This is a genomic window from Flavobacterium beibuense (genome assembly GCF_004151245.1).
Lineage (GTDB): Bacteria > Bacteroidota > Bacteroidia > Flavobacteriales > Flavobacteriaceae > Flavobacterium > Flavobacterium beibuense_A.
Window position 1 is genome coordinate 39660 of sequence record NZ_JUIW01000008.1, and the last position, 24888, is coordinate 64547.

At 37.5% G+C, this 24888-nt stretch carries 25 protein-coding genes; 15 read left to right on the plus strand and 10 right to left on the minus strand.

Annotated features, from left to right (window positions below; all coding sequences use genetic code 11):
• Nucleotides 1-31 precede the first annotated feature (31 nt).
• From gldL to NU09_RS11900, 4 genes are all read left to right on the plus strand, one after another.
• Nucleotides 32-664, plus strand: a complete 633-nt coding sequence (gene gldL, locus NU09_RS11885; RefSeq protein ID WP_129751517.1) for a gliding motility protein GldL — start codon at nucleotides 32-34, stop codon at nucleotides 662-664.
• A gap of 59 nt (nucleotides 665-723) precedes the next feature.
• Nucleotides 724-2286, plus strand: coding sequence for a gliding motility protein GldM (gene gldM / locus NU09_RS11890; protein WP_129751518.1), 1563 nt, complete (start codon nucleotides 724-726; stop codon nucleotides 2284-2286).
• Nucleotides 2287-2330: 44 nt separating this feature from the next.
• Nucleotides 2331-3257 carry a gliding motility protein GldN gene (gldN, locus tag NU09_RS11895; protein ID WP_129751519.1) on the plus strand — a complete coding sequence of 309 codons (927 nt, stop codon included), beginning with the start codon at nucleotides 2331-2333 and terminating at the stop codon, nucleotides 3255-3257.
• Between the two features lie 67 nt (nucleotides 3258-3324).
• Nucleotides 3325-4365, plus strand: a complete 1041-nt coding sequence (locus NU09_RS11900; RefSeq protein ID WP_129751520.1) for an NAD(P)/FAD-dependent oxidoreductase — start codon at nucleotides 3325-3327, stop codon at nucleotides 4363-4365.
• Here NU09_RS11900 and NU09_RS11905 read toward each other — a convergent pair.
• Nucleotides 4355-4747 carry a DUF983 domain-containing protein gene (locus NU09_RS11905; protein WP_129751521.1) on the minus strand — a complete coding sequence of 131 codons (393 nt, stop codon included), beginning with the start codon at nucleotides 4745-4747 and terminating at the stop codon, nucleotides 4355-4357. The genes NU09_RS11900 and NU09_RS11905 overlap by 11 nt on opposite strands.
• A 49-nt stretch (nucleotides 4748-4796) precedes the next feature.
• On the opposite strand from NU09_RS11905, the gene NU09_RS11910 reads away from it, so the two are divergent.
• On the plus strand, nucleotides 4797-6707 hold the full coding sequence (locus NU09_RS11910) for an ABC-F family ATP-binding cassette domain-containing protein (protein ID WP_129751522.1): 1911 nt from the start codon (nucleotides 4797-4799) through the stop codon (nucleotides 6705-6707).
• Between the two features lie 32 nt (nucleotides 6708-6739).
• Here NU09_RS11910 and NU09_RS11915 read toward each other — a convergent pair whose 3' ends face one another.
• Together NU09_RS11915 and NU09_RS11920 are read right to left on the minus strand one after the other, a co-directional pair.
• Nucleotides 6740-7021 carry a hypothetical protein gene (locus NU09_RS11915; protein WP_129751523.1) on the minus strand — a complete coding sequence of 94 codons (282 nt, stop codon included), beginning with the start codon at nucleotides 7019-7021 and terminating at the stop codon, nucleotides 6740-6742.
• A gap of 79 nt (nucleotides 7022-7100) precedes the next feature.
• A complete protein-coding gene (locus NU09_RS11920) occupies nucleotides 7101-8069 on the minus strand; it encodes an App1 family protein (protein WP_129751524.1) in 969 nt (322 codons plus the stop codon).
• Nucleotides 8070-8122: 53 nt separating this feature from the next.
• Here NU09_RS11920 and NU09_RS11925 point away from each other — a divergent pair, with 53 nt between their 5' ends.
• Nucleotides 8123-9025, plus strand: a complete 903-nt coding sequence (locus NU09_RS11925; protein WP_242501871.1) for a diacylglycerol/lipid kinase family protein — start codon at nucleotides 8123-8125, stop codon at nucleotides 9023-9025.
• On the opposite strand, the gene NU09_RS11930 is transcribed toward NU09_RS11925, so the two are convergent.
• The 3 genes from NU09_RS11930 to NU09_RS11940 form a co-directional block, all read right to left on the minus strand.
• Nucleotides 9018-10163 carry a GNAT family N-acetyltransferase gene (locus NU09_RS11930; protein ID WP_129751525.1) on the minus strand — a complete coding sequence of 382 codons (1146 nt, stop codon included), beginning with the start codon at nucleotides 10161-10163 and terminating at the stop codon, nucleotides 9018-9020. The two genes, NU09_RS11925 and NU09_RS11930, sit on opposite strands and share 8 nt — an antisense overlap.
• 61 nt (nucleotides 10164-10224) lie before the next feature.
• Nucleotides 10225-10716, minus strand: a complete 492-nt coding sequence (locus NU09_RS11935) for a DUF1761 domain-containing protein (RefSeq protein WP_129751526.1) — start codon at nucleotides 10714-10716, stop codon at nucleotides 10225-10227.
• Between the two features lie 81 nt (nucleotides 10717-10797).
• Nucleotides 10798-11121, minus strand: coding sequence for a hypothetical protein (locus NU09_RS11940; RefSeq protein ID WP_129751675.1), 324 nt, complete (start codon nucleotides 11119-11121; stop codon nucleotides 10798-10800).
• A 31-nt stretch (nucleotides 11122-11152) separates the two neighbouring features.
• Between NU09_RS11940 and NU09_RS17090 the strand changes: the two genes are divergently transcribed.
• Genes NU09_RS17090 through NU09_RS11950 form a run of 3 tightly spaced genes read left to right on the plus strand, consistent with a single transcriptional unit; the run spans nucleotide 11153 to nucleotide 13989 of the window.
• Nucleotides 11153-11329, plus strand: coding sequence for a DUF5522 domain-containing protein (locus NU09_RS17090; protein ID WP_165357690.1), 177 nt, complete (start codon nucleotides 11153-11155; stop codon nucleotides 11327-11329).
• A gap of 57 nt (nucleotides 11330-11386) precedes the next feature.
• Nucleotides 11387-13375, plus strand: coding sequence for a urocanate hydratase (locus NU09_RS11945; protein ID WP_129751527.1), 1989 nt, complete (start codon nucleotides 11387-11389; stop codon nucleotides 13373-13375).
• Nucleotides 13376-13428: 53 nt separating this feature from the next.
• Entirely contained in the window at nucleotides 13429-13989 is a 561-nt protein-coding gene (locus NU09_RS11950) for a DUF4136 domain-containing protein (protein ID WP_129751528.1), read from the plus strand.
• A gap of 35 nt (nucleotides 13990-14024) precedes the next feature.
• On the opposite strand, the gene NU09_RS11955 is transcribed toward NU09_RS11950, so the two are convergent.
• Nucleotides 14025-14903, minus strand: a complete 879-nt coding sequence (locus tag NU09_RS11955; protein WP_129751529.1) for a hypothetical protein — start codon at nucleotides 14901-14903, stop codon at nucleotides 14025-14027.
• A 120-nt stretch (nucleotides 14904-15023) separates the two neighbouring features.
• Nucleotides 15024-15944: a hypothetical protein gene (locus NU09_RS11960; protein ID WP_129751530.1), complete on the minus strand. Its 921-nt coding sequence runs from the start codon at nucleotides 15942-15944 to the stop codon at nucleotides 15024-15026.
• 222 nt (nucleotides 15945-16166) lie between these two features.
• Between NU09_RS11960 and NU09_RS11965 the strand changes: the two genes are divergently transcribed.
• Nucleotides 16167-17927: an aromatic amino acid hydroxylase gene (locus tag NU09_RS11965; RefSeq protein ID WP_129751531.1), complete on the plus strand. Its 1761-nt coding sequence runs from the start codon at nucleotides 16167-16169 to the stop codon at nucleotides 17925-17927.
• A gap of 29 nt (nucleotides 17928-17956) precedes the next feature.
• Here the strand turns inward: NU09_RS11965 and NU09_RS11970 are convergent, their stop codons facing one another.
• Together NU09_RS11970 and alaS are read right to left on the minus strand one after the other, a co-directional pair.
• Entirely contained in the window at nucleotides 17957-18910 is a 954-nt protein-coding gene (locus NU09_RS11970) for a GSCFA domain-containing protein (protein ID WP_129751532.1), read from the minus strand.
• 6 nt (nucleotides 18911-18916) lie between these two features.
• A complete protein-coding gene (gene alaS, locus NU09_RS11975) occupies nucleotides 18917-21544 on the minus strand; it encodes an alanine--tRNA ligase (RefSeq protein ID WP_129751533.1) in 2628 nt (875 codons plus the stop codon).
• Between the two features lie 158 nt (nucleotides 21545-21702).
• Here alaS and NU09_RS11980 point away from each other — a divergent pair, with 158 nt between their 5' ends.
• From NU09_RS11980 to NU09_RS12000, 5 genes are read left to right on the plus strand one after another with little or no spacing between them, the layout of a single operon-like run.
• Entirely contained in the window at nucleotides 21703-22680 is a 978-nt protein-coding gene (locus NU09_RS11980; RefSeq protein WP_129751534.1) for a peptidoglycan DD-metalloendopeptidase family protein, read from the plus strand.
• The gene (locus NU09_RS11985; RefSeq protein WP_129751535.1) at nucleotides 22680-23009 is read left to right on the plus strand and encodes a MerR family transcriptional regulator; all 330 of its coding nucleotides are present in this window, start codon (nucleotides 22680-22682) and stop codon (nucleotides 23007-23009) included. Before NU09_RS11980 ends, NU09_RS11985 begins: the two co-directional genes overlap by 1 nt.
• A 13-nt stretch (nucleotides 23010-23022) precedes the next feature.
• The gene (locus NU09_RS11990; protein WP_129751536.1) at nucleotides 23023-23610 is read left to right on the plus strand and encodes a LemA family protein; all 588 of its coding nucleotides are present in this window, start codon (nucleotides 23023-23025) and stop codon (nucleotides 23608-23610) included.
• Nucleotides 23611-23623: 13 nt separating this feature from the next.
• Nucleotides 23624-24061, plus strand: coding sequence for a TPM domain-containing protein (locus NU09_RS11995; protein WP_129751537.1), 438 nt, complete (start codon nucleotides 23624-23626; stop codon nucleotides 24059-24061).
• On the plus strand, nucleotides 24062-24850 hold the full coding sequence (locus tag NU09_RS12000) for a TPM domain-containing protein (protein WP_129751538.1): 789 nt from the start codon (nucleotides 24062-24064) through the stop codon (nucleotides 24848-24850). It abuts the gene before it with no gap.
• The last annotated feature ends 38 nt before the right edge of the window (nucleotides 24851-24888 follow it).

The following is a 24888-nucleotide window of genomic DNA, read 5'->3' on the forward strand; positions in this document are numbered from 1 at the left end:
ATTAACTTAACTAAAAACTAAAAATTATTTTATTATGGCACTACCTAAAAAAGTTATGAATTTCGCCTATGGTATGGGGGCAGCAGTTGTAATCATCGGAGCACTTTTCAAATTAATGCACTGGCCAGGGGCTTCTGAGATGCTTATCGTTGGTTTAAGTACTGAGGCGTTAATTTTTGGTTTATCAGCTTTTGATCCAGTAGATAAAGAACTTGACTGGTCTTTAGTATACCCGGAATTAGCTGGTGGAGAGGCTAAGAAAAAAGACAAAAAAGAAGATCCGAAAGAAGCTCAGGGGTTACTTTCTCAAAAACTTGATAACCTATTAAAAGAAGCTAAAATTGACGGTGAGTTAATGTCTAGCTTAGGTAACAGCATCAGAAACTTCGAATCAGCTGCTAAAGGAATTTCTCCAACTGTAGATTCAATTGCTTCTCAAAAGAAATACAGCGAAGAAATGTCTATGGCTGCAGCTCAAATGGAGTCTTTAAACAGTCTTTACAAAGTTCAGTTAGAGAGCGCTTCTCGTAACGCTGAAGCTAACAAAGAGATTGCTGATAACGCAGCTCAGCTAAAACAACAAATGCAGACAATGACTCAAAACATTGCTTCATTAAACAATGTTTATGGCGGAATGCTTTCTGCTATGGGTAACAGAGGCTAATTGACTGATTAGTTTTATTTAAATATTTTTTAACCAAAAAACAAGAAACTAATTAGAAAATGGCAGGAGGAAAATTAACCCCAAGGCAGAAGATGATTAACCTGATGTACCTGGTTTTCATCGCTATGTTGGCATTGAACATGTCAAAAGAGGTACTATCCGCTTTTGGTTTGATGAACGAAAAATTTGAGGACGTAAATGCGTTCTCTAAAGATTATAACAATACACTTTATGCTGACTTACAGTCTAAAGCAAAAGAAAATGCATCTCAGTATGCGGAGCCTTTTGAGAAAGCGAAAAAAGTTAAGCCTGTAACGGATGCTTTTTATGCTTACATCGAATCTCTTAAGAATGATGTTACTTCTTCTTTCGAAAGAGAGAATGGTAAATTGCCTTATGAAGCAATGGATAAAGGTGATATGATTGATGAGAAATGGTTTGATGGTGACGGTTATTCTAAAAAAGGACAGGAAATTATTGCTACAATTGAAAAATATAAAAGCGATCTTGTTTCTATCTTAGGAAAAAGCACTGAGTATAAAATCATTGTTCAGGATATCAACCGTAAATTTGATTTAGGTGATGTAACAGATGGTGAAGGTGTTAAGAAAAAATATCTTGATTATCATTATAAAGGTTTCCCAGCAATTGCATCTTTAACAAAGCTTACTGCTATGCAGAATGATGTTAAGAAAACTGAGCAGGATATCTATAATGCTTTAGTAGGTAATACTACGGCTGCTATTGCATCGATGAATAACTATCAGGCAATGGTTGTTACTGAAAAATCAGCCTTCTTTGCTGGTGAGCCAGTTAAAGGTACTATAGTGCTTGGTCGTTATGACGAATCGACTGTTCCTACATCTGTAGAACTTAATGGAAGTCAGGTTGACTTAAATAAAGCTTTAAAAGGTGGTCAGGTTAATTTTGAATTTGGTGCAGGTAACATAGGTGAACATGAAATAGGCGGTAAATTTACATTTGTTGAGAATGGTAAGCCAGTTGAAATTCCTATTAAAGGTAATTATGTAGTGGTTCCTAAACCAAACTCAGCTACAATTTCTGCTGATAAAATGAACTCTGTTTACCGTGGTGTCGAAAACCCAATGACAATTTCATTTGCAGGTATTCCTGACAGTGATGTAACTGCATCTGCACCAGGTCTTAAAAAAGTTGGAAATGGTAAGTATGTTTGGAGTTTAAACGGTGTTTCGGGTAGAGAGGCTACTGTAAAGGTTAGTGGTAAATTACCTGGAGGACAAGTGGTAAGTGATAGTAAGAAATTTAATATTAGAGAGATTCCTGCTCCAAGTCCTAAACTAAGAGGTAAAGTAGGTTCAGCTAAAGGTAATAAAAATGACCTTTCTAACTCTACTATTGATATTGATTTCTCTGATTTCGTGTTTGATATTAAAACTAACATCAAGCAGTTTGAGGTTTATGTGCCAGGTAGCCCAGCAATCATTTGTCAAGGTAACAAGTTTAATGCTCAGGCTTTAAGTGCTATTTCTAAATCTTCTAGAGGTGATCAGGTTATCATCACTAATATAAAATATGATATTATTGGAGCTGCGGGTTATACTCCTAAGCCTTCTACAGCATTTAACTGGGAAGTACAATAATATTTTTAAAAGAACGTTTTTCTTTTACAGTTTAAAATTAAAATATGAATAGTAAAAAAATTTTATTAGCGGCTCTTTTTATGTTAGGTACAGGTTCTGCTTTTGCTCAATCTAACGTACTTAATGCAAAAACTCCGGATGAGATAGGTAAGAAAACCGAAGCGGAAATGGTTGCAGATAATGATAATCCACTTCCTTACGGTTACGTAGGTGATAGGGATATCTTATTCAGCAAAAGGGTTTGGGAAGTGATTGATCTTGATGAGAGAATCAATTTCCCGTTATATTTCCCTATTGAAGATAACCTGGGCGACAATAGAAAATCACTATTCCATGTTTTAACTACGGCTATTAAAAACGGAGAGTTAACAGAGGTATATGGTGATTCATATTTCAGAGATAAAATTACTCCTGAAAATCTTGAACAGCTTTTTAGTTATAAAGAACTTAATAGTTTCGGTATTGAAACAATGAACCAGTACATGGGGCAAACAGAAGATGAACTTAAAGCGAAAGGTATTTTAACTGCCGAGCATTTTGATACGTCTGAAGTTACTGCTGCCGATGTAACTAAATATATGATTGAAGGTTACTGGTACTTTGACAAGAGGCAAGGTGAGTTGAAATACAGATTAATAGGTATTTGTCCTATGGCGGTTGACGCTCTTACTAAAATGAGGATGGGTGAAACTGCAGATCCAATTCAATTATTTTGGGTATACTTCCCTGCAGCAAGAGATATCCTGCACAAAGAAGATGCATTCAACCCAAGAAACTCTGCAATGCCTATCACTTTTGATCACTTGTTAAACTCACGTCGTTTCTCTGCTACAATTGTAAAAGTTGAAAACGAATATGGTGACAGACTTATTGAAGACTATTTAAAAGATAATTCACAAATGCAGCTTCTTGAAGCTGAAAGACTGAAAGAGGTTATTCGTAACTTCGAGCAGGATATGTGGAATTACTAATAGATAGTTCACTATACAACATGAAAAACTCTTACTTTTTTAAGTAAGAGTTTTTTATTTTTACATCATGAAAGATTATATAATAGTTGGTGCCGGTATTGCCGGAGTGAGTTTTGCCGAAACTGCCTTTTTAAACGGTAAATCGTTTACGGTTATAAGTGATAAGTCGCAAAATTCGAGTTATGTTGCAGCGGGGTTATATAATCCGGTTATATTAAAAAGGTTCAGCATGCCTTTAGATGCTAAAGAACATCTTGAGTTTATAAGACCATTTTATAAAAATATTGAAGAACGACTTAATGTAAAGTTTGATATAAGTCTGCCTATATATCGCAAGTTTGTATCGGCGGAAGAACAGAATAACTGGTTTGAGGCAACGGATAAACCTGCTTTGTCGGCTTTTCTTTCTACTTCGGTTGTGCATACTAAATATTTCGGTATAGATTCTCCGTTTGGTTATGGTAAAGTGTTGCATACAGGGTATGTGGATACAGACGTGTTTTTAGATTCATACCATAAGTACCTGGATTCTGATAACCATTTGATAAAGGATACATTTAATCATGCCGATTTACAGATAAATACTGACTTTGTAGAGTATAAAGGATTAAAGGCAAGACATATTGTTTTTTGTGAAGGATTTGGACTTCACGCTAACCCCTATTTTATGAATTTACCTTTGGATGGCACTAAAGGTGAACTCTTGGTTGTTAAAGCTCCCGATTTAAAGTTAGACGTGGCTATTAATGCCAGTATTTTCATTTTACCAATAGGTAATGATACATATAGGGTTGGTGCTACTTATGAGTGGTATGATAAGACTGCTAATCCTACGGAAGCAGGCAGAAAGGAATTAATAGAAAAGCTGGATGAACTTATTTCGTGTAATTATCAAATACTCGAGCATTTGGCAGGAATAAGACCTACTGTAAAGGACAGAAAGCCTTTAATAGGTACGCATGAGATATATAAAAGAGTACATCTCTTAAATGGTTTGGGTACACGTGGCGTTATGTTGGGTCCACCAATGGCAAAAGCTTTATTTGATTCAATAGAAAATAATGTCGCTATTGATAAAAGTGTAAGTTTACATAGGTTTAAGCGTTAGTGTCATTACGCCAGTCCTTTTTATAGCTTATAAAAAAGTTAATCCAGATGTTTCGTGAAAGACGCATGATTATAGGCATAAACACAACCAATGTTGCGATTATAACAAAAAAGGCTGTTTTAAGTTCTGAGCCTATAAATACATAGCTGATAATAAAAGCAGCAACACTAAAGGCAACGCCAAGGGCATAGCTAACATACATAGCTCCGTAAAAAAAGGAAGGCTCTATTTTATAATGTAATCCGCAGTGGCTGCATTTCTCGTTCATCTTATAAATATTAAGCAAATTGAAAGGGTTTTTGTCCTTATACATGCTTTCTTCCTGACAACGAGGACAGGTTCCTGTTAAAATGCTATATAGTTTCGATCCTTTTTTTAACATTTGCAAAAAATTTGATTTTCACAAATTTACAATTTATAAAAACAGAATAATGCTTAACATACATAATTTGTCGGTTTCTTTTGGAGGTACTTATTTATTTGAAGAAGTAACCTTCAGGTTGGGTGCCGGAGACAGAGTGGGACTTGTGGGTAAGAACGGTGCCGGTAAATCGACTATGCTTAAAATACTTTCGGGGGATATACCTCCTGATTCAGGCGTTATAGCAACAGAGAAGGAGGTAAAGTTAGGCTTTCTTAGACAGGATATTGATTTTGTGCAGGGAAGGAGTGTACTTGATGAAGCTTATCAGGCTTTTGAAGAAATTAAGAGGGTAGAGTTTAAAATAGATGAAATTAACCATCAGTTGGCTACCAGAACAGATTATGAGAGCGAAGAGTATTCTAAACTTATAGAAGACCTTAGTGATCATACTCATCATTATGAAATACTTGGTGGGTATAATTATGTAGGGGAAACAGAGAAAATTCTTTTAGGACTTGGTTTTAAGAGGGAGGATTTCGATAAACTTACAGATACCTTTTCAGGAGGATGGAGGATGAGGATAGAGCTTGCCAAGCTATTACTGCAGTCTAATGATGTATTGCTTCTGGATGAGCCTACCAACCACCTTGATATTGAGAGTATCATTTGGCTGGAGCAGTTTTTAAGGAATTATCCGGGGGTAGTGGTAATAGTGTCGCACGATAAAATGTTCCTTGATAATGTAACTAACAGGACAATAGAAATTTCTCTTGGTAAAATTTACGATTTCAATAAACCCTATACACAATACCTGACTCTTAGGGAAGAGATAAGGGAAAAGCAATTGGCTACCCAAAAGAATCAGGAAAAAATGATTGAGAATACCGAAAAGCTTATAGAGAAGTTCAGAGCTAAGGCATCTAAAGCATCAATGGCGCAATCTTTAATAAAAAAACTGGATAAGATTGACCGTATTGAGGTGGATGAAGATGATAACTCGGTTATGAACATATCTTTCCCTGTCTCGGTTACTCCGGGACGTGTTGTAGTGGAAGCAGAAGATGTTACCAAGAAATATGGTGAAAAGACCATTTTAAAAGATATAAACCTGCTAATTGAAAGAGGAAGTAAGATTGCTTTTGTAGGGCAAAACGGCCAGGGTAAATCGACTCTTATAAAGGCAATAGTAAATGAGTTTGAATATAGTGGTACCATTAAGTTAGGACATAATGTACAACTGGGTTACTTTGCGCAAAATCAGGCAGAATATCTGGATGGTGAGATAACTCTTCTTGAAACTATGGAAAATGCAGCTACAGATACTAACCGATCTAAGGTTAGGGATATGTTGGGCGCGTTTTTATTCAGGGGTGATGATGTGGAGAAGAAAGTAAAAGTGCTTTCGGGAGGAGAACGAAACAGACTTGCGCTTTGTAAAATGCTTTTACAGCCCATTAACGTGCTTGTAATGGACGAACCTACCAATCACCTTGATATTAAGTCTAAGAACGTTTTAAAGGCAGCTCTGCAAAAATTTGAGGGTACTTTACTATTGGTATCTCACGACAGGGATTTCCTGCAGGGGATGGCAAATACCGTTTATGAGTTTAAAGACCAAAAGATAAAAGAATATCTGGGTGATATTAACTTCTATCTTGAACAGCGTAATATGGAGAATATGCGTGAGGTGGAAAAGAAAGATGTTGTAAAGAAAACCGTTACTCCAAAAGAGAATAAACAGGTTTCTTATGAAGATCAGAAGAAGAATAAGTCACTTCAAAATAAGCTGAGTAAAATTGAAAGTCAGATACAGCAGTTGGAAATTAATATTCAGAAAGACGATAAGCGACTGGAAACGGATTATGAAAAGCTAATGGCAGATGCTTCATTTTTTGAGGCATACGAGAAAAAGAAAAAAGAACTGGATGCTTTAATGGCAGACTGGGAACTGGTTCAGGAAGAAATAGAAAATTCATAAAAAAAGCCCCTGTATTTGCAGGGGCTTTTTTGTTATTCTTTGGTTTTTATTTCAACTTCAGAATCTTTACCTGAAACAGACACCTTACTCTCGCTGTCACCATTTTTGTTCTCATAGTTCACTCCATCTTTGCTTATGCTGATTGAAGTTCCGTCAGGATCTTCCTCAACTGGAGCAGCTGTGGTTGGACTTGGAGTTGCCGGTGGTGCAGGATTTTCTACCGGTTCCGGAGTTGGAGGTGCTTCTTGTTTGTCTTTGCATGAGGCAGCTAAAAGCATTGCTAAAACCCCTGCTGTAATCATTAATCTTTTCATAATCACTTAGGTTTTAAAAAGGTTAAAGAGTAAAGGTAAGGTTTAAAGTGTTAAAAAAGAGGTAAAGCAAACTTAAAGTTTACTGAATAAGACCTATGCTTTTAGAGTGTTCTATGGCCTCATGGCTGTCTTTAAAGTAACATGTAGCTATACCGAACGACTCAATGTTTTTTAGAACTTTGATAGTTTTTTCTTTTTTGTGAGACGATGTTTGCCTTATATAAACTGCCTTAACAGTTACCGGGAAAATCTTGCATACATTTTCATAGAGATAGGGGTCGTGCTGTGAATCATCCCCTAAAAGGGTATATTGCAAATGAGGATAAAACTCAAGTATATGCTTAATCTTGTCAAATTTATGGCCGTGGTTACCGCGTCCGGTAACAAAAAAGTCCATCAGGCTGGTTTTAATGTCCTTTAAAAGCAACACCCCCCTTGGCAGTTCATGTATCTCGGTAAATTTTACAATAAACTTATACAGGTTCCATTCGCTGCTCGATACATAAAAAAAAGCATTCTTTTCTCCCTTATTATTACGACCTGCTGTACTTAATGCCTGATAATGCGGAACAACTCCTTCAAATATCTTCCTGTCATTAATGTTTTTCCATAAAAGGATATAAAGTTTTTTAAACATGTTTCGGGTGTGGGAAATAAGGAAAGTATCGTCAATATCCGATATAAAGCCCAAATTGCCTTCATAAGGCCTTATAAAAGTGCCTTTTTCTTTTATTTCTTCTCCGTTATAACGGGTGCTTACATAATAATCGGTCCAACCATAACCGGTTTGTTCCTGTAAGGGTATGCAAAATTTAAAATAACCGTCGTCAAGTGCTTTTGTGTGTATTTTACGTCCGTTATGTTCAAGGTATACATCAGTGTTAGGTATTGTTTTTACCCGAAACATCTTAATGATAGATCTTGCATTCTTAAAACGTTTTTTTTCAAATTCATAATTGTTGGCACTACTGGGTTTAAATACGTGGCCAAACACTATAAGCTCTCCTTCATTGGCATAGCCTCTGTACAATCTTAATATTGGCTTCATTAAAAATTATGATTTTGGTAAGAAGGTTTATAGTTCTAATTTAATTAAATTTAATGAAAAAAGGAAACATGAGTAGTCAAAAGGAATTTTTGATTGTAGTAAACCCAATTGCGGGCGGTAATGATAAGACAGATCTTTTAGAAGCTGTGCGTGAATATGCCGATAAAGAGAACATATCGCTTATAGAATATGAAACCACAGGGGAGAATGATGAGGAAGAGATAAAAAAGCTTTATACAAAACATAAGCCTGAAAGGGTACTGGTTGCGGGAGGCGACGGATCTGTAAAAATGATAGCCGAAGCCATTGGGCATGAAGATGTGGTTATAGGGGTGTTGCCGGCAGGTTCTGCAAACGGACTTTCTGTTGACCTGAATCTTCCCAACGACGTTAAACAGATTCTTGAAATTGCTTTTCATGGTGATTTTATGCAGATGGATATGGTTAATATTAACGGCAAGAAAAGTCTTCATCTTAGTGATATTGGGGTTAATGCTGAACTGATTAGGAACTATGAAGGAAGTAATATAAGGGGCAAACTGGGTTATGTATTGCAGGCTTTTAATACATTAACTGAGCTTCAGGATCCCTTTCATGCTATAATTGAGGCAAACGGTAATACACTGGAAACAGAGGCCAGGATGATTGTAATAGCCAACACCAAACGTTATGGTACCGGAGTTACCATAAACCCGATAGGCAAAATGGATGATGGTAAATTTGAGATAGTGATACTAAAGAGCCTTGATCTTATTTTTATAACTAAGGTGCTTGCCGGGAAAATGCCTATTGAAAGCCATAAAGATGTTGAAATTATTTCGACAGAAGATGCCCTAATAACAACTGATGTGCCTGTGTGTTTCCAGATTGATGGTGAGTTTTGCGGTGAAATTGACCGACTGGATATAAAGATACTCCACAAGCAGATGAAGATAGCCGTTCCTAAAACTACTTAAACGGATTACGCTGTTTCCATTCTATTTTTGGATCGAAATAAGGAAAGAGCCTGCTCATAAAAGTATTTACCAAGGCATTACTGTGCTTAATGATCCCGAATACTTCTTCGGGCCTGGCACCTACAGAGCTTTTTATTTCCATGGCAGAACGGGCGAAAATAACATGCTTAAACCCTTTTTTTATAGCATATGCTACCATGTCGTAAAGCATGTTAAGATATAGCATCTTTTCTTTTTGCACGCTTTCGTCATAACCTAAAAAGTAGGTGTCCATGTCGTTGTTATTCTTAACCAAAGTACTAAAGCCAACTAATTGGTTATTGAAAAAATACCCGTAAAAGCGGAAGTTCTCTTTTAGCTGTTGCTTTAAGGTATGGAAATGGCCTTTGGGTAAAAAGAAAGTATTAAAAGGAGCATTTGAGGCTACTGTAAGATAAAGTTCATGGATACGCTCTTCATGCTTCAGGATGTCTTCTTCTGTCAGTTTTCTTTTTTCTATGCCTTCAGCCTTTTTACGCGCCCTGTTGTACTGCGTGCGGTATTTAGTGTTAAGCGCTGTGAGATAGTCTTCAATATCTTTCCATTCAGGGTGAATGTCAAAAATCATATTGGGCTGGGTACAAAACCTGTAATAGTTTTTAAAACCTGCAGATTTAAAGTTAGGGAACTCAGTTTCATTAAAGTCTTTTACAGAAACCAGATTTATGTGAACGCATTTTTTAAGGTATCCTTTCTTTATTTTCTTCAGCGCTTTTCTAAAAAGTATCAGAGCCTCATTCTCATTAATAGTATCGGCAAGCAGGTAAGCGTTTTGTCCGGTAAGTTTATTATTACCCAGAATAAGAGCATGGGATGAAAACCTTTTAAAAATATAATCCTTAAGACTAAACTTCTTTTTTATTTCCTCTCCAAAAGTATTTATACGGCTTAGATTAATATACTGTATCACGCCAATACCGTTTAGGATATTGTTTTTATATAAACCTACAAAATGGCATTCCATATTAGCGGGAGAGGAGCTCTCCAGTATCTGCATATAGTTTTTGGAAAGGAAAATATTTTTAACAGCAATAATGTCCCACTCCTGAGGAAGGGATGCAGCTGATGTAAATATTTTATAAGAAAGTTTAGGACTCAAAGCAATGGTAAAGAAAAGAAAAATCTCCCGAAGGAGATTTTTAATTGCTATATATTTTTAATTATGCAGGCCATGAACATAGTATGCCACCCATAATGGTAAAGCAAACAATCCAGTAACCACCGTTAATAAGAATGTATTTAACACTTTTTCTTTCAAAAAGGGCATTAGTACCCGTAACAGGAAGAGCAAGGAAAAGTCCGGCCATAAAGCCATGAAGAGCCCCATGTTTAAATGTCCTGAAAGCATCACCATAATCTGCCATAAATGCCTTGTAAGACGGTTTAGCTGTTTCAAAAAACTCAGGTCCGCCTACCATTCCTGAAGGACCAAACTGATGTATAACAAGAAACTGAAGAATAAATGAAATCAGGAACGCAAAAAGAATAGCCATCCCGAAAATCTTAAACATATTTGCTCCTTTTGCTTTTTCCTCGGTCATACCTGTTTCTTTCATCCAGGCAGTACCAAAAACTTTAGGATTGTACCAAATAAAGCCTACTACCATTGTAGATAGTGCAGCAACTAAAATTGCAAGCCAGTTAAAGTTCATAATTATTTGTTTTAGTGTTTGTGGTAGTAAATGTATAATTTATTGGGTTACAAAATGTCAATTTGTTAATAATTTTGCTTTTTAGTAATAAGAAATGAATTTAAATAGTTTTCTGTTTCTTAGGTAATTAGGATTGGTTTCATTACAGTAGGCTTCCCGTTCAAAACTAATGTTGCGATAGGCTGTTTTATGATTTCTGTAATAGGCTAACCGTATAAAAAATTCAATAAGATACCACAGGTAAAAAGGCAGGATTAAAAGTTCTGCCTGTTGTCTTAAATGAATTTTTTCATGATTAAGCAACACAGCATTCTCTTTATACTCCTTTTTGCGGAGTATTATAAAAGGGAATAAAGCCATTGCGGTATAACCCCTACGTATTAAATAATTAGATACAATTACTATCATTAAATGTAAAGTTCATAAATTTGCGCGCATGAGCTGGCAAAATTCTGAAAATAAATTAATAGAAGGTGAAGATTATTATCTTTCGCCGGAAGGCTATAAGGTTTTTACAGAAAAATTTCATTTAAAGAGAGGATATTGCTGTAAAAGCGGTTGCCGCCACTGCCCGTATGGGTACGATAAAAAAACAGGAACATTTAAAAAATAGTTGGCCTTAACTGTCTAAGCAGAGAGTTAACGTCAGGTGTAATAAATATATATAAAGATGACATTCAAGGAACAGATACAGGAAGGGATTCCTTCGGTTTTACCACAGGCTAAGCCCTATGATCCATCTATAAATCATGCGCCAAAACGTAAAGAGATACTAACAGCGGAAGAAAAAAAGCTGGCATTACGTAATGCACTTCGTTATTTTGAGCCTCAGCATCATGCTGAACTGATTAAAGAATTTACGGAAGAGCTTGAAAAATACGGACGTATATATATGTATCGCCTGCGTCCTGACTATAAAATGTACGCAAGGCCAATATCAGAATATCCGGGTAAATCAGAGCAGGCAAAAGCCATTATGCTGATGATACAAAATAACCTTGACTATGCAGTGGCGCAGCATCCGCACGAATTGATTACGTATGGTGGTAATGGTGCTGTTTTCCAAAACTGGGCGCAGTACAGGTTAACTATGAAGTATCTTAGTGAAATGACCGAAGAGCAAACTCTTGTTATGTATTCAGGTCACCCAATGGGGCTATTCCCGTCTCATAAAGAGGCACCAAGAGTAGTGGTTACAAACGGTATGATGATCCCTAACTATTCTAAGCCGGATGATTGGGAAAAATTCAATGCACTTGGTGTTACCCAATACGGGCAAATGACAGCGGGTAGCTATATGTATATTGGTCCGCAGGGAATTGTACATGGTACTACCATTACAGTTATGAACGGCGGAAGAAAAATATCTAAAAACGGAGAAGGCCTTGAAGGTAAAGTGTTTGTAACATCTGGTCTTGGAGGTATGAGTGGTGCTCAGCCAAAGGCAGGTAACATTGCAGGCTGTATTACAGTTTGTGCAGAGGTTAACCCTAAAGCGGTACATACACGTCACTCTCAGGGATGGGTTGATGAAGTTGTTACCGATACAGATTCCCTTGTAAAAAGAGTTATAGAGGCTAAAGCTAATAAAGAAGTTGTTTCTATCGCTTATCAGGGTAATGTGGTTGATGTATGGGAGAAATTTGATGAAGCAAATATCTATATAGATTTAGGTAGTGATCAAACTTCGCTTCACAATCCGTGGGCAGGTGGTTATTATCCGGCAGGAATAAGCTTTGAGGAATCTAACAGGCTAATGGCTGAAGAGCCTGAAACCTTCAAGCAAAAAGTTCAGGAAACATTAAGAAGACATGCTGCTGCTGTTAATAAGCATACCGCAAAAGGAACCTATTTCTTTGATTATGGTAACGCTTTCCTTTTAGAGGCATCGCGTGCCGGAGCCGATATAATGGCTCCAAACGGTATAGACTTTAGATACCCTAGCTACGTTCAGGATATTATGGGGCCTATGTGTTTTGATTACGGATTTGGTCCTTTCCGTTGGGTATGTGCTTCGGGTAATCCTGAAGATCTTGCTAAGACCGATGCGATTGCACTTAATGTGTTAGAAGAAATGTCTAAAACTGCTCCGTCTGAAATAAAACAGCAGATGCAGGATAATATAAAATGGATAAAAGGAGCGCAGGAAAATAAGCTTGTGGTAGGTTCTCAGGCGCGTATTCTTTATGCTGATGCAGAAGGAAGGATTAAAATAGCAGAAGCTTTTAACCAGGCAATTGCCAGGGGAGAGATAGGCTATGTGGTGCTTGGCCGTGATCATCACGATGTATCGGGTACTGATTCTCCTTACCGAGAAACATCTAATATTTATGACGGTTCACGTTTTACGGCTGATATGGCTATACACAATGTAATAGGCGACAGTTTTAGGGGGGCTACCTGGGTAAGCATCCACAATGGTGGAGGTGTAGGCTGGGGCGAGGTTATAAATGGTGGCTTTGGTATGGTTCTTGATGGTTCAAAAGATGCGTCAAGACGCTTAGAATCAATGCTTTTCTGGGATGTTAATAATGGTATTTCACGCAGAAGCTGGGCAAGGAATGAAGAGGCTGTTTTTGCAATAAAAAGAGCTATGGAAGTACAGCCATTACTAAAAGTTACATTGCCAAATATGGTAGACGACGCATTGTTGAGCTAATAACCTTTGGGTTATTGGTTTATCTTTTAAATGAACTCTTAACTCATTGGATTATGAAAACAATAAAATTGCTATCGTTACTATTTGTCTTAGTCCTTGCGGGTTCGTGTAATGCTGTTAGGGTGGCTGCTGATTATGATGATGCTACCGATTTCACAACTTACAGGACTTATGCCTATTTTCAGCCTGGAATTGATAAGGTTGATATATCAGACTTAGACAAGAAAAGGATTCTTCGTGCTTTGGATGAGGAATTTGCTGCTAAAGGTTTTACTAAAAGCGAAAACCCCGATGTTCTTGTAAACTTTTTTACTAAAGCCCGTAAAGAAGTAAACGTAAACCAGTTTAATGGAGGCTGGGGTTACGGCTGGGGCTGGGGAGGATATTATGGCTGGGGTTACCCTGGTTATTGGGGAGGTAATTATACCTCTGTTAGTACCTCTACCGAAGGAACGCTTTATATAGACCTTGTAGACGGTAAAAGTAAAGAACTGGTTTGGCAGGGAGTAGGTACAGGAGTTTTAACTCTTGACCGTGACAAAAAAGAAGAACGAATTAAGGAATTTGTTTCAAACATATTGGCACAGTTCCCGCCACAAAAAGATAAGAAATAAAAAAAAGCCGCTCATTGAGCGGCTTTTTAGTTTTGTTATTTTAGGTAAGATCTTGATTTTACTTTCTGTAAAATTTCTGCTTTAGATACATTAATAACTTGTTTTGCCGGATTGTTACTTCTACCTGGTCTTCCGGACGCATTTAAAAAGCCCCAACTGCCATCAAAAGTTCCTGTTATCACAGTACCGTCATTTAATTCTAATGTATAGTTGTAATTAATAAACTGCTCATCAGCTGTTTCAGCAAGATTGATGCTATTTATGGTAAGCTCAAGGCTTGTAATTGCATCTGTTGTGTATACTTCATTATCAGTATTAAAGGCTATGTAAGCATCTTTAGTACCTGGGTTCTGCTCTCCAAAAGTAATTGTTTGAGGAGTAGGGAAATCAAGATTGGTTTCACTGGTTTGAAGAGTAGTAAACATAATGTCAGACTCATTTACTATTTCCATTTCCTCTCCTTCTCCGGTGGCAGAGTAAGCAAGCAATATCCAGTAATTTACTCCTGTATCGGTTCCTAAATAAAGCATGATGTTATCAGTAGTAGCATATTCGGTGCCATCAATAGCAAAAGTATTTACAGTTTGTGGAACCTCATTAACGGTTACTGTTAACTCATCAGTTAATTGTCCATAGGAGGCTTTAATTGTGTAAGTACCTGTAGCATCAGGTGTCCAAGGACTGGTAATTGCAGTTTGGTTTGCTGTAAGTGTGGCATCTGTTAATGTGTTGCCGTTTTGATCTTTTACAGTAAATGTAAATGAGCCTTCTCCAATAATAATACTCTCTGTGCTGGAGGTAAGAGTAATAGCCGTTACCTGATTCTCTGAATTATTTCCTGAATCATCATCGTTATTACACGATGTAAAAGCTGCGGTTGCAGCGAGTGCTAAAAAGTAAATAATTTTTTTCATAACAATAATTAATATTTAGTTAAAATTTAGAAATGCCTTAGCAATTTATGTGCCAAATTTTTAGATTATTACTAATAAAAAAACCCGCCTAATGGCGGGTTTTATATTAAATAAGAAAAATTATTTTCTTAAGTTTTGAGATTTTGCAACTGTTGTATTTTTAATGCTAATGCCTCTTCCTTGGTTAGTACCATCATACATGCCAGTTTCACCACTATATTCACCATTAATTACAGTGCCATTAGTTAGCGTGATTGTGTAAGTAGCTTCAAGGTTAGAAGAACCTCCTTCAGTTTCAGCAAACTGTAATGCTGTTATGTTTAGAGTAATATCAGAGATAGCCGCAGCTCTTTCAGTTGCGTCAGTAGGTAATAATGCTTCAGAGTTAGCAATAATCCAAGCGTCTAATATGTTAGTGTCTAAAGTAAACTCGCCAGTAGTTGGGTTTGTAATTGTAAATGTAGGCTCACCAGCTTCGTTTTCTCCAGTTGGTGTAATTGGAAATTGTAAAGTAATGTATAGGTCGTTTGGAAAAGTTGCTTCTTCTCCTGTTCCTACAACTAAATAAGGATTAAAGTCCCATACAATTACATATTCCCCTTCTGTTTCAGCAGCATATATACCTCTGTATGCAAAAGCACCAACGTTAGTTTCATAGTTTGTGTCATCTATTACAAATGAATCGCTAGCAACAGGAGTTGTGTCTTCTTCTGTTACAGTAACAGTAACAGATGAAGTAAGCTCACCTAAAGTAGCAACTACAGTATATTCACCTGCAGTTTCAGCAGTCCATGGGCTAGTTATAGCATTACCATTAGCAGTTAAAGTAGCATTTGTCACAGCATCACCATCCTGATCAACTACAGTGAAAGTAACAGCAGTACCAAGATCAACAGATGTTGCACTTGCAGAAAGTGTAATAGCTGTTACTTCGTTTCCTGTTCCTGGGTTTTCACCATTGTTTCCTGAATCGTCATCACTGCTACATGATGTAAAAGCCGCAGTTGCAGCTACAGCTAAAAAGCAAAAAAGTTTTTTCATAATGAAAATTTAAAAATTAATTAATGTTAAGGGTCGTAAAAGTAAAAATAAAACTGAGAATAGAGGGCTTTATTGCAAAAGGGTAGTGTTAAAATTTAAATTTTGTTCGAATTCCTTTAAAAAGGGAGCTAATTTTCAGGCTTTAACAATTGATTCTGTTTGTGTGATTAAAATTAATTGAGAATTTCGTAATTTTACCTCAATTACTAAGACTACTTAACTATGAATGCTACAATAGAAAGCAATCCGTTGATAGAGAGGCTGCCTAAGCACCTTAAACAGTTTATAAAGCCGCAGGATTATGAGGAATATACACCTATAAATCAGGCGGTGTGGCGCTATGTTATGCGCAAAAATGTAAATTACCTTAGTAAAGTGGCACATAGCTCTTATTTAGAAGGACTTAAAAAAACAGGTATAGAGATAAACAACATACCAAGCATGTATGGTATGAACAGGATATTAAAGGAAATAGGATGGGCAGCTGTTGCTGTAGACGGATTTATTCCGCCTAATGCCTTCATGGAATTCCAGGCTTATAATGTACTTGTAATAGCTTCGGATATCCGTCAGTTAGAGCATATTGAATATACCCCTGCGCCAGATATTATACATGAAGGAGCCGGTCATGCGCCTATTATTGCAAACCCTGAATATGCAGAATATTTAAGAAGATTTGGTGAAATTGGCTGTAAAGCCATATCATCAGCCAGGGATTATGAAATATATGAGGCAATACGTTTGCTTTCTATATTAAAAGAAGCTGAAGGTACGCCTCAGGATGAAATTGAAGCTGCCGAGAAGAGGGTTGACGAATTGCAGAATGATATGGGTGAACTTAGCGAAATGGCACTTATAAGAAACCTTCACTGGTGGACAGTTGAGTACGGACTTATAGGTACTGTGGAAGATCCTAAGATATATGGTGCCGGATTACTTTCTTCAATTGGGGAGAGTGCTTGGTGTATGACCGATAATGTAAAAAAACTGCCATATGATATTAATGCGGCTTACCAAAGCTTTGATATCACTAAACCGCAACCACAACTTTTTGTAACACCCGATTTTGCACATCTTAGCTTAGTACTTGAAGAGTTTGCCAATAAAATGGCATTACGTACAGGAGGACTTTCCGGTATTCAAAAATTAATTAATTCAAATGCATTAGGTACTATAGAGTTAAGTACAGGAGTACAAATATCAGGAGTATTCACAAACGTGATTGAAAGTGAAGGTAAGCCGGTGTATATCCAGGCAACCGGAGGTACGGCTCTTGCTTATAGGGAGAAAGAACTTGTAGGTCATGGTACAGCTTACCATGCAGAAGGTTTTGGTAGCCCTATTGGTAAGCTTAAGGGTATTAACCTTGCTATTGAGGATATGAGTCCGCGTGATCTTAAAGCTTATGGTGTATATGAAGGGGAAAGAGTTACCCTTGAATTTGAAGGAGACATAACCGTTAGCGGAGAGATAATTACCGGAACGAGAAACATACAGGGTAAAATTATACTGATAAGCTTTAAAGATTGTACTGTAACCAATGGGGATAAAGTGTTATTCCAGCCGGAATGGGGTACTTATGATATGGCTGTGGGTAAAAAAGTGGTTTCTGCTTATTCAGGCCCGGCCGATGTAAACAGTTTTGATCTTATAACACACGTTCCTTCAAGCAAAACTATAAAAGCTAAAAAATCGGCCCAAAAGGAAGAACTGGAAGGACTGTATCAAAATATAAGAAATATCAGAGATGGTGTTGCTAATACTATTAGCATTGAAGATATATTTAAGAAGCTTAAGGAAAACCATTCTAACGACTGGTTATTATCGGTAGAAATTACTGAGCTCCTTAACCAAAACAAACAACAGGAGTTACTTAATGAAGTGCTGTTACATCTTGATGAGGTTAAAAAGAAACGTCCGGAAATAGCTCATTTAATTGAGGGCGGACTTGAACTTATATTTGAAAAAGAAAAAATATCCTAACAATAAAAAGAGCGCTTTAAGCGCTCTTTTTATTTAAATGTAATATGCGGATGCTTATCTTTTAAGGATTTTGCCTTTTGTTCCAGTTTTAAAAGAAAGTTTTTGTGTTGTTCCGATTCAGGATTAAATGAGCGGTGCTGTATTCCTTTTTGCACCGTGTCCACTTCTTTCATTGTAGCAAATGCTTCCGGTTTAATGTGGCTTTCTGCAAAACGTTCCCATATATAGTCTATAGCTACCTGGTTAGGATGTATCATATCTTCTGCATAAAAGCGATAATCCCTTAGTTCGTCCATCATTATTTCATAAGAAGGGAAGTAAGAAAGGTTTTCTTTTACTTCTGTTATAGCCTCATGTACTGCACTTATAAGGTTTGATTTGCTCCATTGGTTTTCAATAAAACCATCTTTAATATGCCTTACAGGGGAAACTGTAAAAATTATATTTACAGAAGGGTTAATACTTTTCACGCTATTGACAATACCTCTTAATGCTTCTTTAATTGAAGTGATATCTAATAACTCTTTTGTAAATTCTTTTTGAGGAACCTTATGGCAATTGGCAACAAGCTCATTTTTTTGATTGTAGCGATATACCCATGCTGTGCCTAAAGTTATAATAAGATGAGAGGCTATTTTAAGCTTGCTGAGCGTGTTTTTAGTCGCGTTATTAAGATTTGTTAGGAGTTCTTCTTTATCTGTGCTGCTAAGGTCTGAATGAGTGTCAAAGCAATGCCAGCGTTCGTTGTGATAAAAGATGTCTGCTTCGGTAAATTCTTTGGCTGATAAAGAATAGTCAATAAACTTTTTAAGGGCAACAGGATGAAACAGTATGCCGAAAGGATTGATGGTGTTTTGAAATTTAAAGTAATTAAATTTCTCTCCCATATTTACTGCAAAGCAAGAACCCAAAGACACTGTCTCAGAATCATAACTAATTGGATTGTTACTTTTTGAAACAGGTATTTGGGTTCTGAATTGCATGTTTTATTATTTTATAAAATCTGCTGCTGCTGCCAGGGCATCATTTATACCGTTTACGTTTTTACCACCTGCAGTAGCAAAGAACGGCTGTCCGCCACCGCCGCCCTGGATATGTTTACCCAGTTCGCGTACTACTTGCCCTGCGTTAAGGCCTTTTTCTGCTACAAGCTCTTTAGATATATAGCAGGTTAACATTGGTTTGTCGTCCTGTGCTGTAGCAAGTACAATAAACAGGTTGGTGCCAAGGTTACCTAATTCATAAACAAGATCTTTAGCTCCTGCAGGATCAAGATCTACCTGTTTAGCTAAAAACTTAACCCCGTTTATTTCCTGTATCTCGGTAGCAAGTTCGCCTTTAAGATTTTTAGCTTTGTCTTTCAACAGGGCTTCAATCTGCTTTTTAAGCCTGGTGTTCTCGTCTTGTAATGAAGCTACAGCCTTAAGGGTGTCCTGCGGATTTTTAAGTGCGGCCTTAATTTCGTTAAGCGCATTTTCCTGAGAAGCAAAATGTTCTTTTACTGCCTCGTTAGTAATAGCCTCAATACGGCGTATACCTGCTGCAACCGCGCTTTCGCTAACAATTTTAAAGTACCATATATCGGCAGTATTCTTTACGTGTATACCACCACAAAGCTCCATGCTTTCACCAAATTTAATAGCACGTACATTATCGCCGTATTTTTCGCCGAATAATGCCATTGCGCCTTCTTCTATTGCCTGTTGGAACGGTATGCTTCTTCTCTCAATTAACGGAAGGTGTTCCTGTATTCTTGCGTTTACAAAGTCTTCTACTTCTTTAAGTTCTTCGTCAGTTACTTTAGAGAAGTGAGAAAAGTCAAAACGAAGGTAGTTAGGGCTTACCAACGATCCTTTCTGCTCAACATGCGTACCCAATACACTTCTTAATGCCTGGTGAAGCAGGTGAGTAGCGGAGTGGTTGCTAGCAGAATCGTTTCTAAGCTTTTCATCTACCACGGCAGTATAAGTACCGTTTACGTTTTCAGGTAGTTTTTTAGTAATATGAAGGATAAGGTTGTTTTCTTTTTTGGTGTCTATAACCTCAATGGTTTCGTTTGCAGAAACAAGCTTTCCTTTATCACCTACCTGTCCACCTCCTTCCGGATAGAAAGGGGTGTCACTTAATACAATCTGATAAATTATTCCGTCTTTTTTAGAGTCAACTTTACGGTAACGGGTTATTTTTACCTCATTTTCCAGTTGGTCATACCCCACAAAAGTTTCGGTGTTACCTTGGGTAAGAATAGTCCAGTCGGCAGTCGAAACTTCCGATGCCGCTCTCGATCTTGCTTTTTGTTCCTGCATAGCCGCTTCAAAACCGGCTTCGTCAAGATTGTATCCTTTTTCCCTTAAGATAAGGGCAGTTAAGTCGATAGGGAAACCAAAAGTGTCATAAAGCTCGAATGCTTTTTGTCCTGAAACCGTTTTGCCTTCGGTAGAGGCAATTACGTTTTCAAGTAACTGTAATCCCTGGTCAAGCGTTCTAAGGAAAGAGGTTTCTTCTTCACGGATTACATTTTGAACCAGTGTTTTCTGAGTTTTGATTTCAGGGAAGAATTCGCCCATTTGACTGCTTAATGTATCAACAAGCTCAAAAATGAATGGCTCTTTCTTATCAAGGAAAGTAAATCCGTAACGGATTGCCCTTCTTAATATCCTCCTGATAACATAACCTGCACCATTGTTAGATGGCAGCTGCCCGTCGGCAATGGCAAATGCCACGGCTCTAACGTGGTCAGCAATAACACGAATGGCAATGTTTAATTTATCTTCCTCTTCGTTAGAAGCTTTTATAGTATATTTTTTGCCTGTAAGGCTTTCGATTTTTTGGATGAGCGGAGTAAACACATCTGTATCATAGTTAGACTGAACCCCCTGTAGAACCATACAAAGACGCTCAAACCCCATGCCCGTATCAACGTGTTGAGCAGGTAGTTTTTCAAGTGAACCGTCTGCCTTGCGGTTAAACTCCATGAATACGTTATTCCATATCTCTACAACCTGTGGGTGGTCTGCATTTACAAGGTCACGGCCGGATTTTTGTGTTTTCTCTTCAGCAGAACGGATGTCAACGTGAATCTCGCTGCAAGGCCCGCAAGGACCCTGATCACCCATTTCCCAGAAGTTGTCTTTTTTACTTCCCATAAGGATTCGGTCTTCCGATATAAGTTCTTTCCATATATCATAAGCCTCCTGATCCATTGGGAGATTGTCTTCTTTATTACCTTCAAATACAGTAACATAAAGAATGTCTTTGTCTATTTTATAAACTTCAGTCAGCAATTCCCAGGCCCAGTGTATCGCTTCTTTTTTAAAGTAATCGCCAAAGCTCCAGTTACCAAGCATTTCAAACATGGTATGGTGGTAAGTATCTATACCTACTTCTTCAAGGTCATTGTGCTTGCCCGAAACGCGAAGGCATTTTTGGGTATCGGCTATCCTTTTGCTTTTTGGAGTACCGTTACCTAAAAAGAATTCCTTAAACTGTGCCATACCCGAGTTATTGAACATTAGGGTAGGGTCGTCTTTAGTAACGATAGGTGCAGAAGGAACTATTAGGTGGTCCCTGTCTTTAAAAAAATCTAAAAATTGCTTCCTGATATCCTGAGATTTCATGCCTTTATGAAAATGTTTATGTTTTTATAATTAAAAAAAAGGATGGTTGGCTTAAAAAAACCACTGCAAAACCGTAACATTTGCTAAATTTGTTCGTTTATCAAATTACCGATTTTACAACCTTTATTGTAAGGTGCAAAAATAGAATAAATTAGAACATGGCGAAGGTAAAATATTATTACGACACAGAAAATCTGGCGTATCGTAAAATTAAGCCCAAAAAAGGTAAAAGCCTGGGTGTAGTGGCACTTTTTCTGGTGTCGTCTGCACTTTTTGGTTTTTTATCGTTTGTGGTGCTTTTAAATACACCTTTTTTTGAAACCCCTAAAGATAAGCTTCAGGCCAGGGAGATTGAAAACCTTAAAGTTAATTACGAGATTTTAAATAAGCGGATGGAAGAAGCCAATGAGGTTCTTGCTGCCATAGAGGAAAGGGATAATAACCTGTACCGCGCTTACTTTAATACATCTCCAATTCCTGATGAGCAACGTAAAGCGGGCTTTGGGGGTGTAAACCGCTACAAGGAACTGGAAGGGTTTAACAATACTAAACTGGTAAGAAATACTACAGAACGCCTGGATGTTTTGTCTAAAGAGCTTGTTGTGCAGTCTAAATCGCTTGATGAGATTGCCAAACTTGCTAAAGATAAACAACAACTGCTGGCAGCAATCCCGGCAATACAGCCTGTAAAGAATGAAGACTTGCGGCATATGGCATCTGGTTTTGGTTACAGGAGCGACCCGTTTACTAAAATCAGGAAGTTTCATGCGGGCATGGACTTTTCGGCAAAAACCGGAACCCCTATTTATGCTACCGGAGACGGTGTGGTACAACGTGCCGATAACAGGGCTACAGGTTATGGTAACCATATTGTAATTAAGCATGGCTTTGGCTATGAAACCCTTTATGCACACCTAAGCAAATACAATGTAAAGGTGGGGCAAAAGGTAAAAAGGGGAGATGTAATAGGCTTTGTGGGTAGCACAGGCCGATCTGAAGCGCCACACCTTCACTATGAGGTGCATAAAGGAGGAGAGGTTATTAATCCTATAAACTTCTATTACGGAAACATTTCTGCACAGGAGTACATTTTAATTTCTAAATTAGCTAATCAGGAAAACCAATCGCTTGACTAATGCATCTAGACCTGCCTGAAAAAAGATATTATACTATTGGCGAACTTGCCACAGCTTTTGATGTAAATACATCCCTAATTCGTTTTTGGGATAAGGAATTTGATATCCTTAAGCCAAAAAAGAATGCAAAGGGTAACAGGATGTTTACTCCGGAGGATGTTAAAAACCTGCAACTTATCTATCATTTGGTAAAAGAGAGAGGCTTTACCCTGGAGGGTGCAAAAGTGCACTTAAAGGAAGGCCAGAAAAAAACTCTGGATAAGTTTGAGATAATTCGTAAATTAGAGGCTATCAAAACAAGTTTATTAAACATTAAAAACGAACTTTAAAAAACAAACACAAATGAAAAAGTGGATTATTGCTATTGTGGTACTTGCAATTCTGGGTATTTGGGTTGCTTCATCTTATAATGGATTAGTATCTGTAAGAGCTAACGCAAAAACGGCATGGGCTAATGTAGAGAGTAGCTATCAAAGAAGAAATGACCTTATTGGCAATCTTGTTAAAACAGTACAGGGTGCAGCAGATTTTGAAAGAAGCACATTAACAGAAGTAGTTGAAGCACGTGCTAAAGCTACAGCGGTTACTATAGACCCTGCTAATATTACACCGGAACAATTAGCGCAGTTTCAACAGGCTCAAAATGGAGTTTCAGGAGCTTTATCAAGATTATTGGTTTCTGTTGAGCGTTATCCTGAATTAAAAGCGAATCAAAATTTCCTTGCTTTACAGTCTCAGCTTGAAGGTACAGAAAACAGAATTAATGTAGCAAGAGACAGATACAACGAGGCTGTAAATACCTATGATGTTAAAAAACACAAATTTCCAACTGTGATTTTTGCAAACCTGTTTGGCTTTGAAGATATGCCAAGGTTCAAATCAGAGGAAGGAGCTGAAAAAGCACCGGATGTTGAATTTAACTTTAAATAAGAAAATATAAAAGATGTCTGTAACCGAAGAATTTTTAACTCCGGAAGAAGAAAAAGAAATTGTTGAAGCAATTGTTTTAGCAGAAAAGAATACTTCAGGAGAAATAAGGGTACATATCGAAAATCATTCAGAAAAACCTCCACTCGAAAGAGCTCAGGAGGTTTTTTATCAATTAGGCATGGAGGCTACAGCTGCGCGTAACGGAGTTTTGTTTTACGTAGGGGTTAGCGATCATACCTTTGCCATAATAGGCGATGAGGGTATTGATAAGGTAGTTGAGGATGATTTTTGGAACAGTACCAAGGATTTAGTTATTTCTAACTTTAAAGAGAAAAGATATAAGGATGGTTTGGTAAAAGGAATATTAAAGGCAGGAGAACGCTTAAAGAGCTATTTTCCTTATGCTGATGATGATGAAAACGAACTGTCTAACGAAATTTCAAAAAGCTAAATGAAACATTTAATTAAAAATACAATGCTCTTTAGCTTACTGCTTTTAAGTAGTATTGTTTTTGGGCAAACAGTTACAATACCTGAAAAGCCCAGTTTTCAAACCAGTTATTATGAGTTTAATACTCAGCTTTTAAATGCGTCTGAAAAACAGGCTATAGAACAGAAATTAATTAACTATGCCGATACTACCTCTACACAAATAGTTGTAGTGGTTGTTAATACAACAGGTGGCGAAGCTCCATGGAAATATGCTTTTGATATAGCTGATAAATGGGGTATTGGTCAAAAAGGTAAAGATAATGGTGTGTTGTTGCTTATCGCTAAAGATGACAGAAATATGTTCATTCAAACCGGTATGGGTACACAGCACTTGCTTACGGATGCTGTAACAAAAACTATTATAGATAATGAAATAACGCCCGAGTTTAAAAAAGGTAATTTTTATGCCGGTATAGATAAGGGGACCACTGCGATAATGCAGGTAATGAAAGGGGAGTATAAGGGAGAGCGTAAAAGAGGAAAGGAAGGCAGTGGTGCCGGAGTAGTTTTCTTTTTTATTATCCTTTTTATAATAATAATCTCTATCCTTTCAAGAAGAGGCGGTGGAGGTCGCGGTAATCGCATGGGCGGACCAAGCCTAGCCGATATCATAATCCTAAGCAGTCTTGGCCGTGGCGGAGGTGGCGGTTTTGGCGGCGGAAGTTCCGGAGGAGGTTTTGGTGGCGGCTTCGGTGGCGGTTTTGGCGGCGGCGGCTTTAATGGCGGCGGTGCGGGAGGAAGCTGGTAATAAACTTAAATAGATAACAACAAAAAAGGTTGCAATTT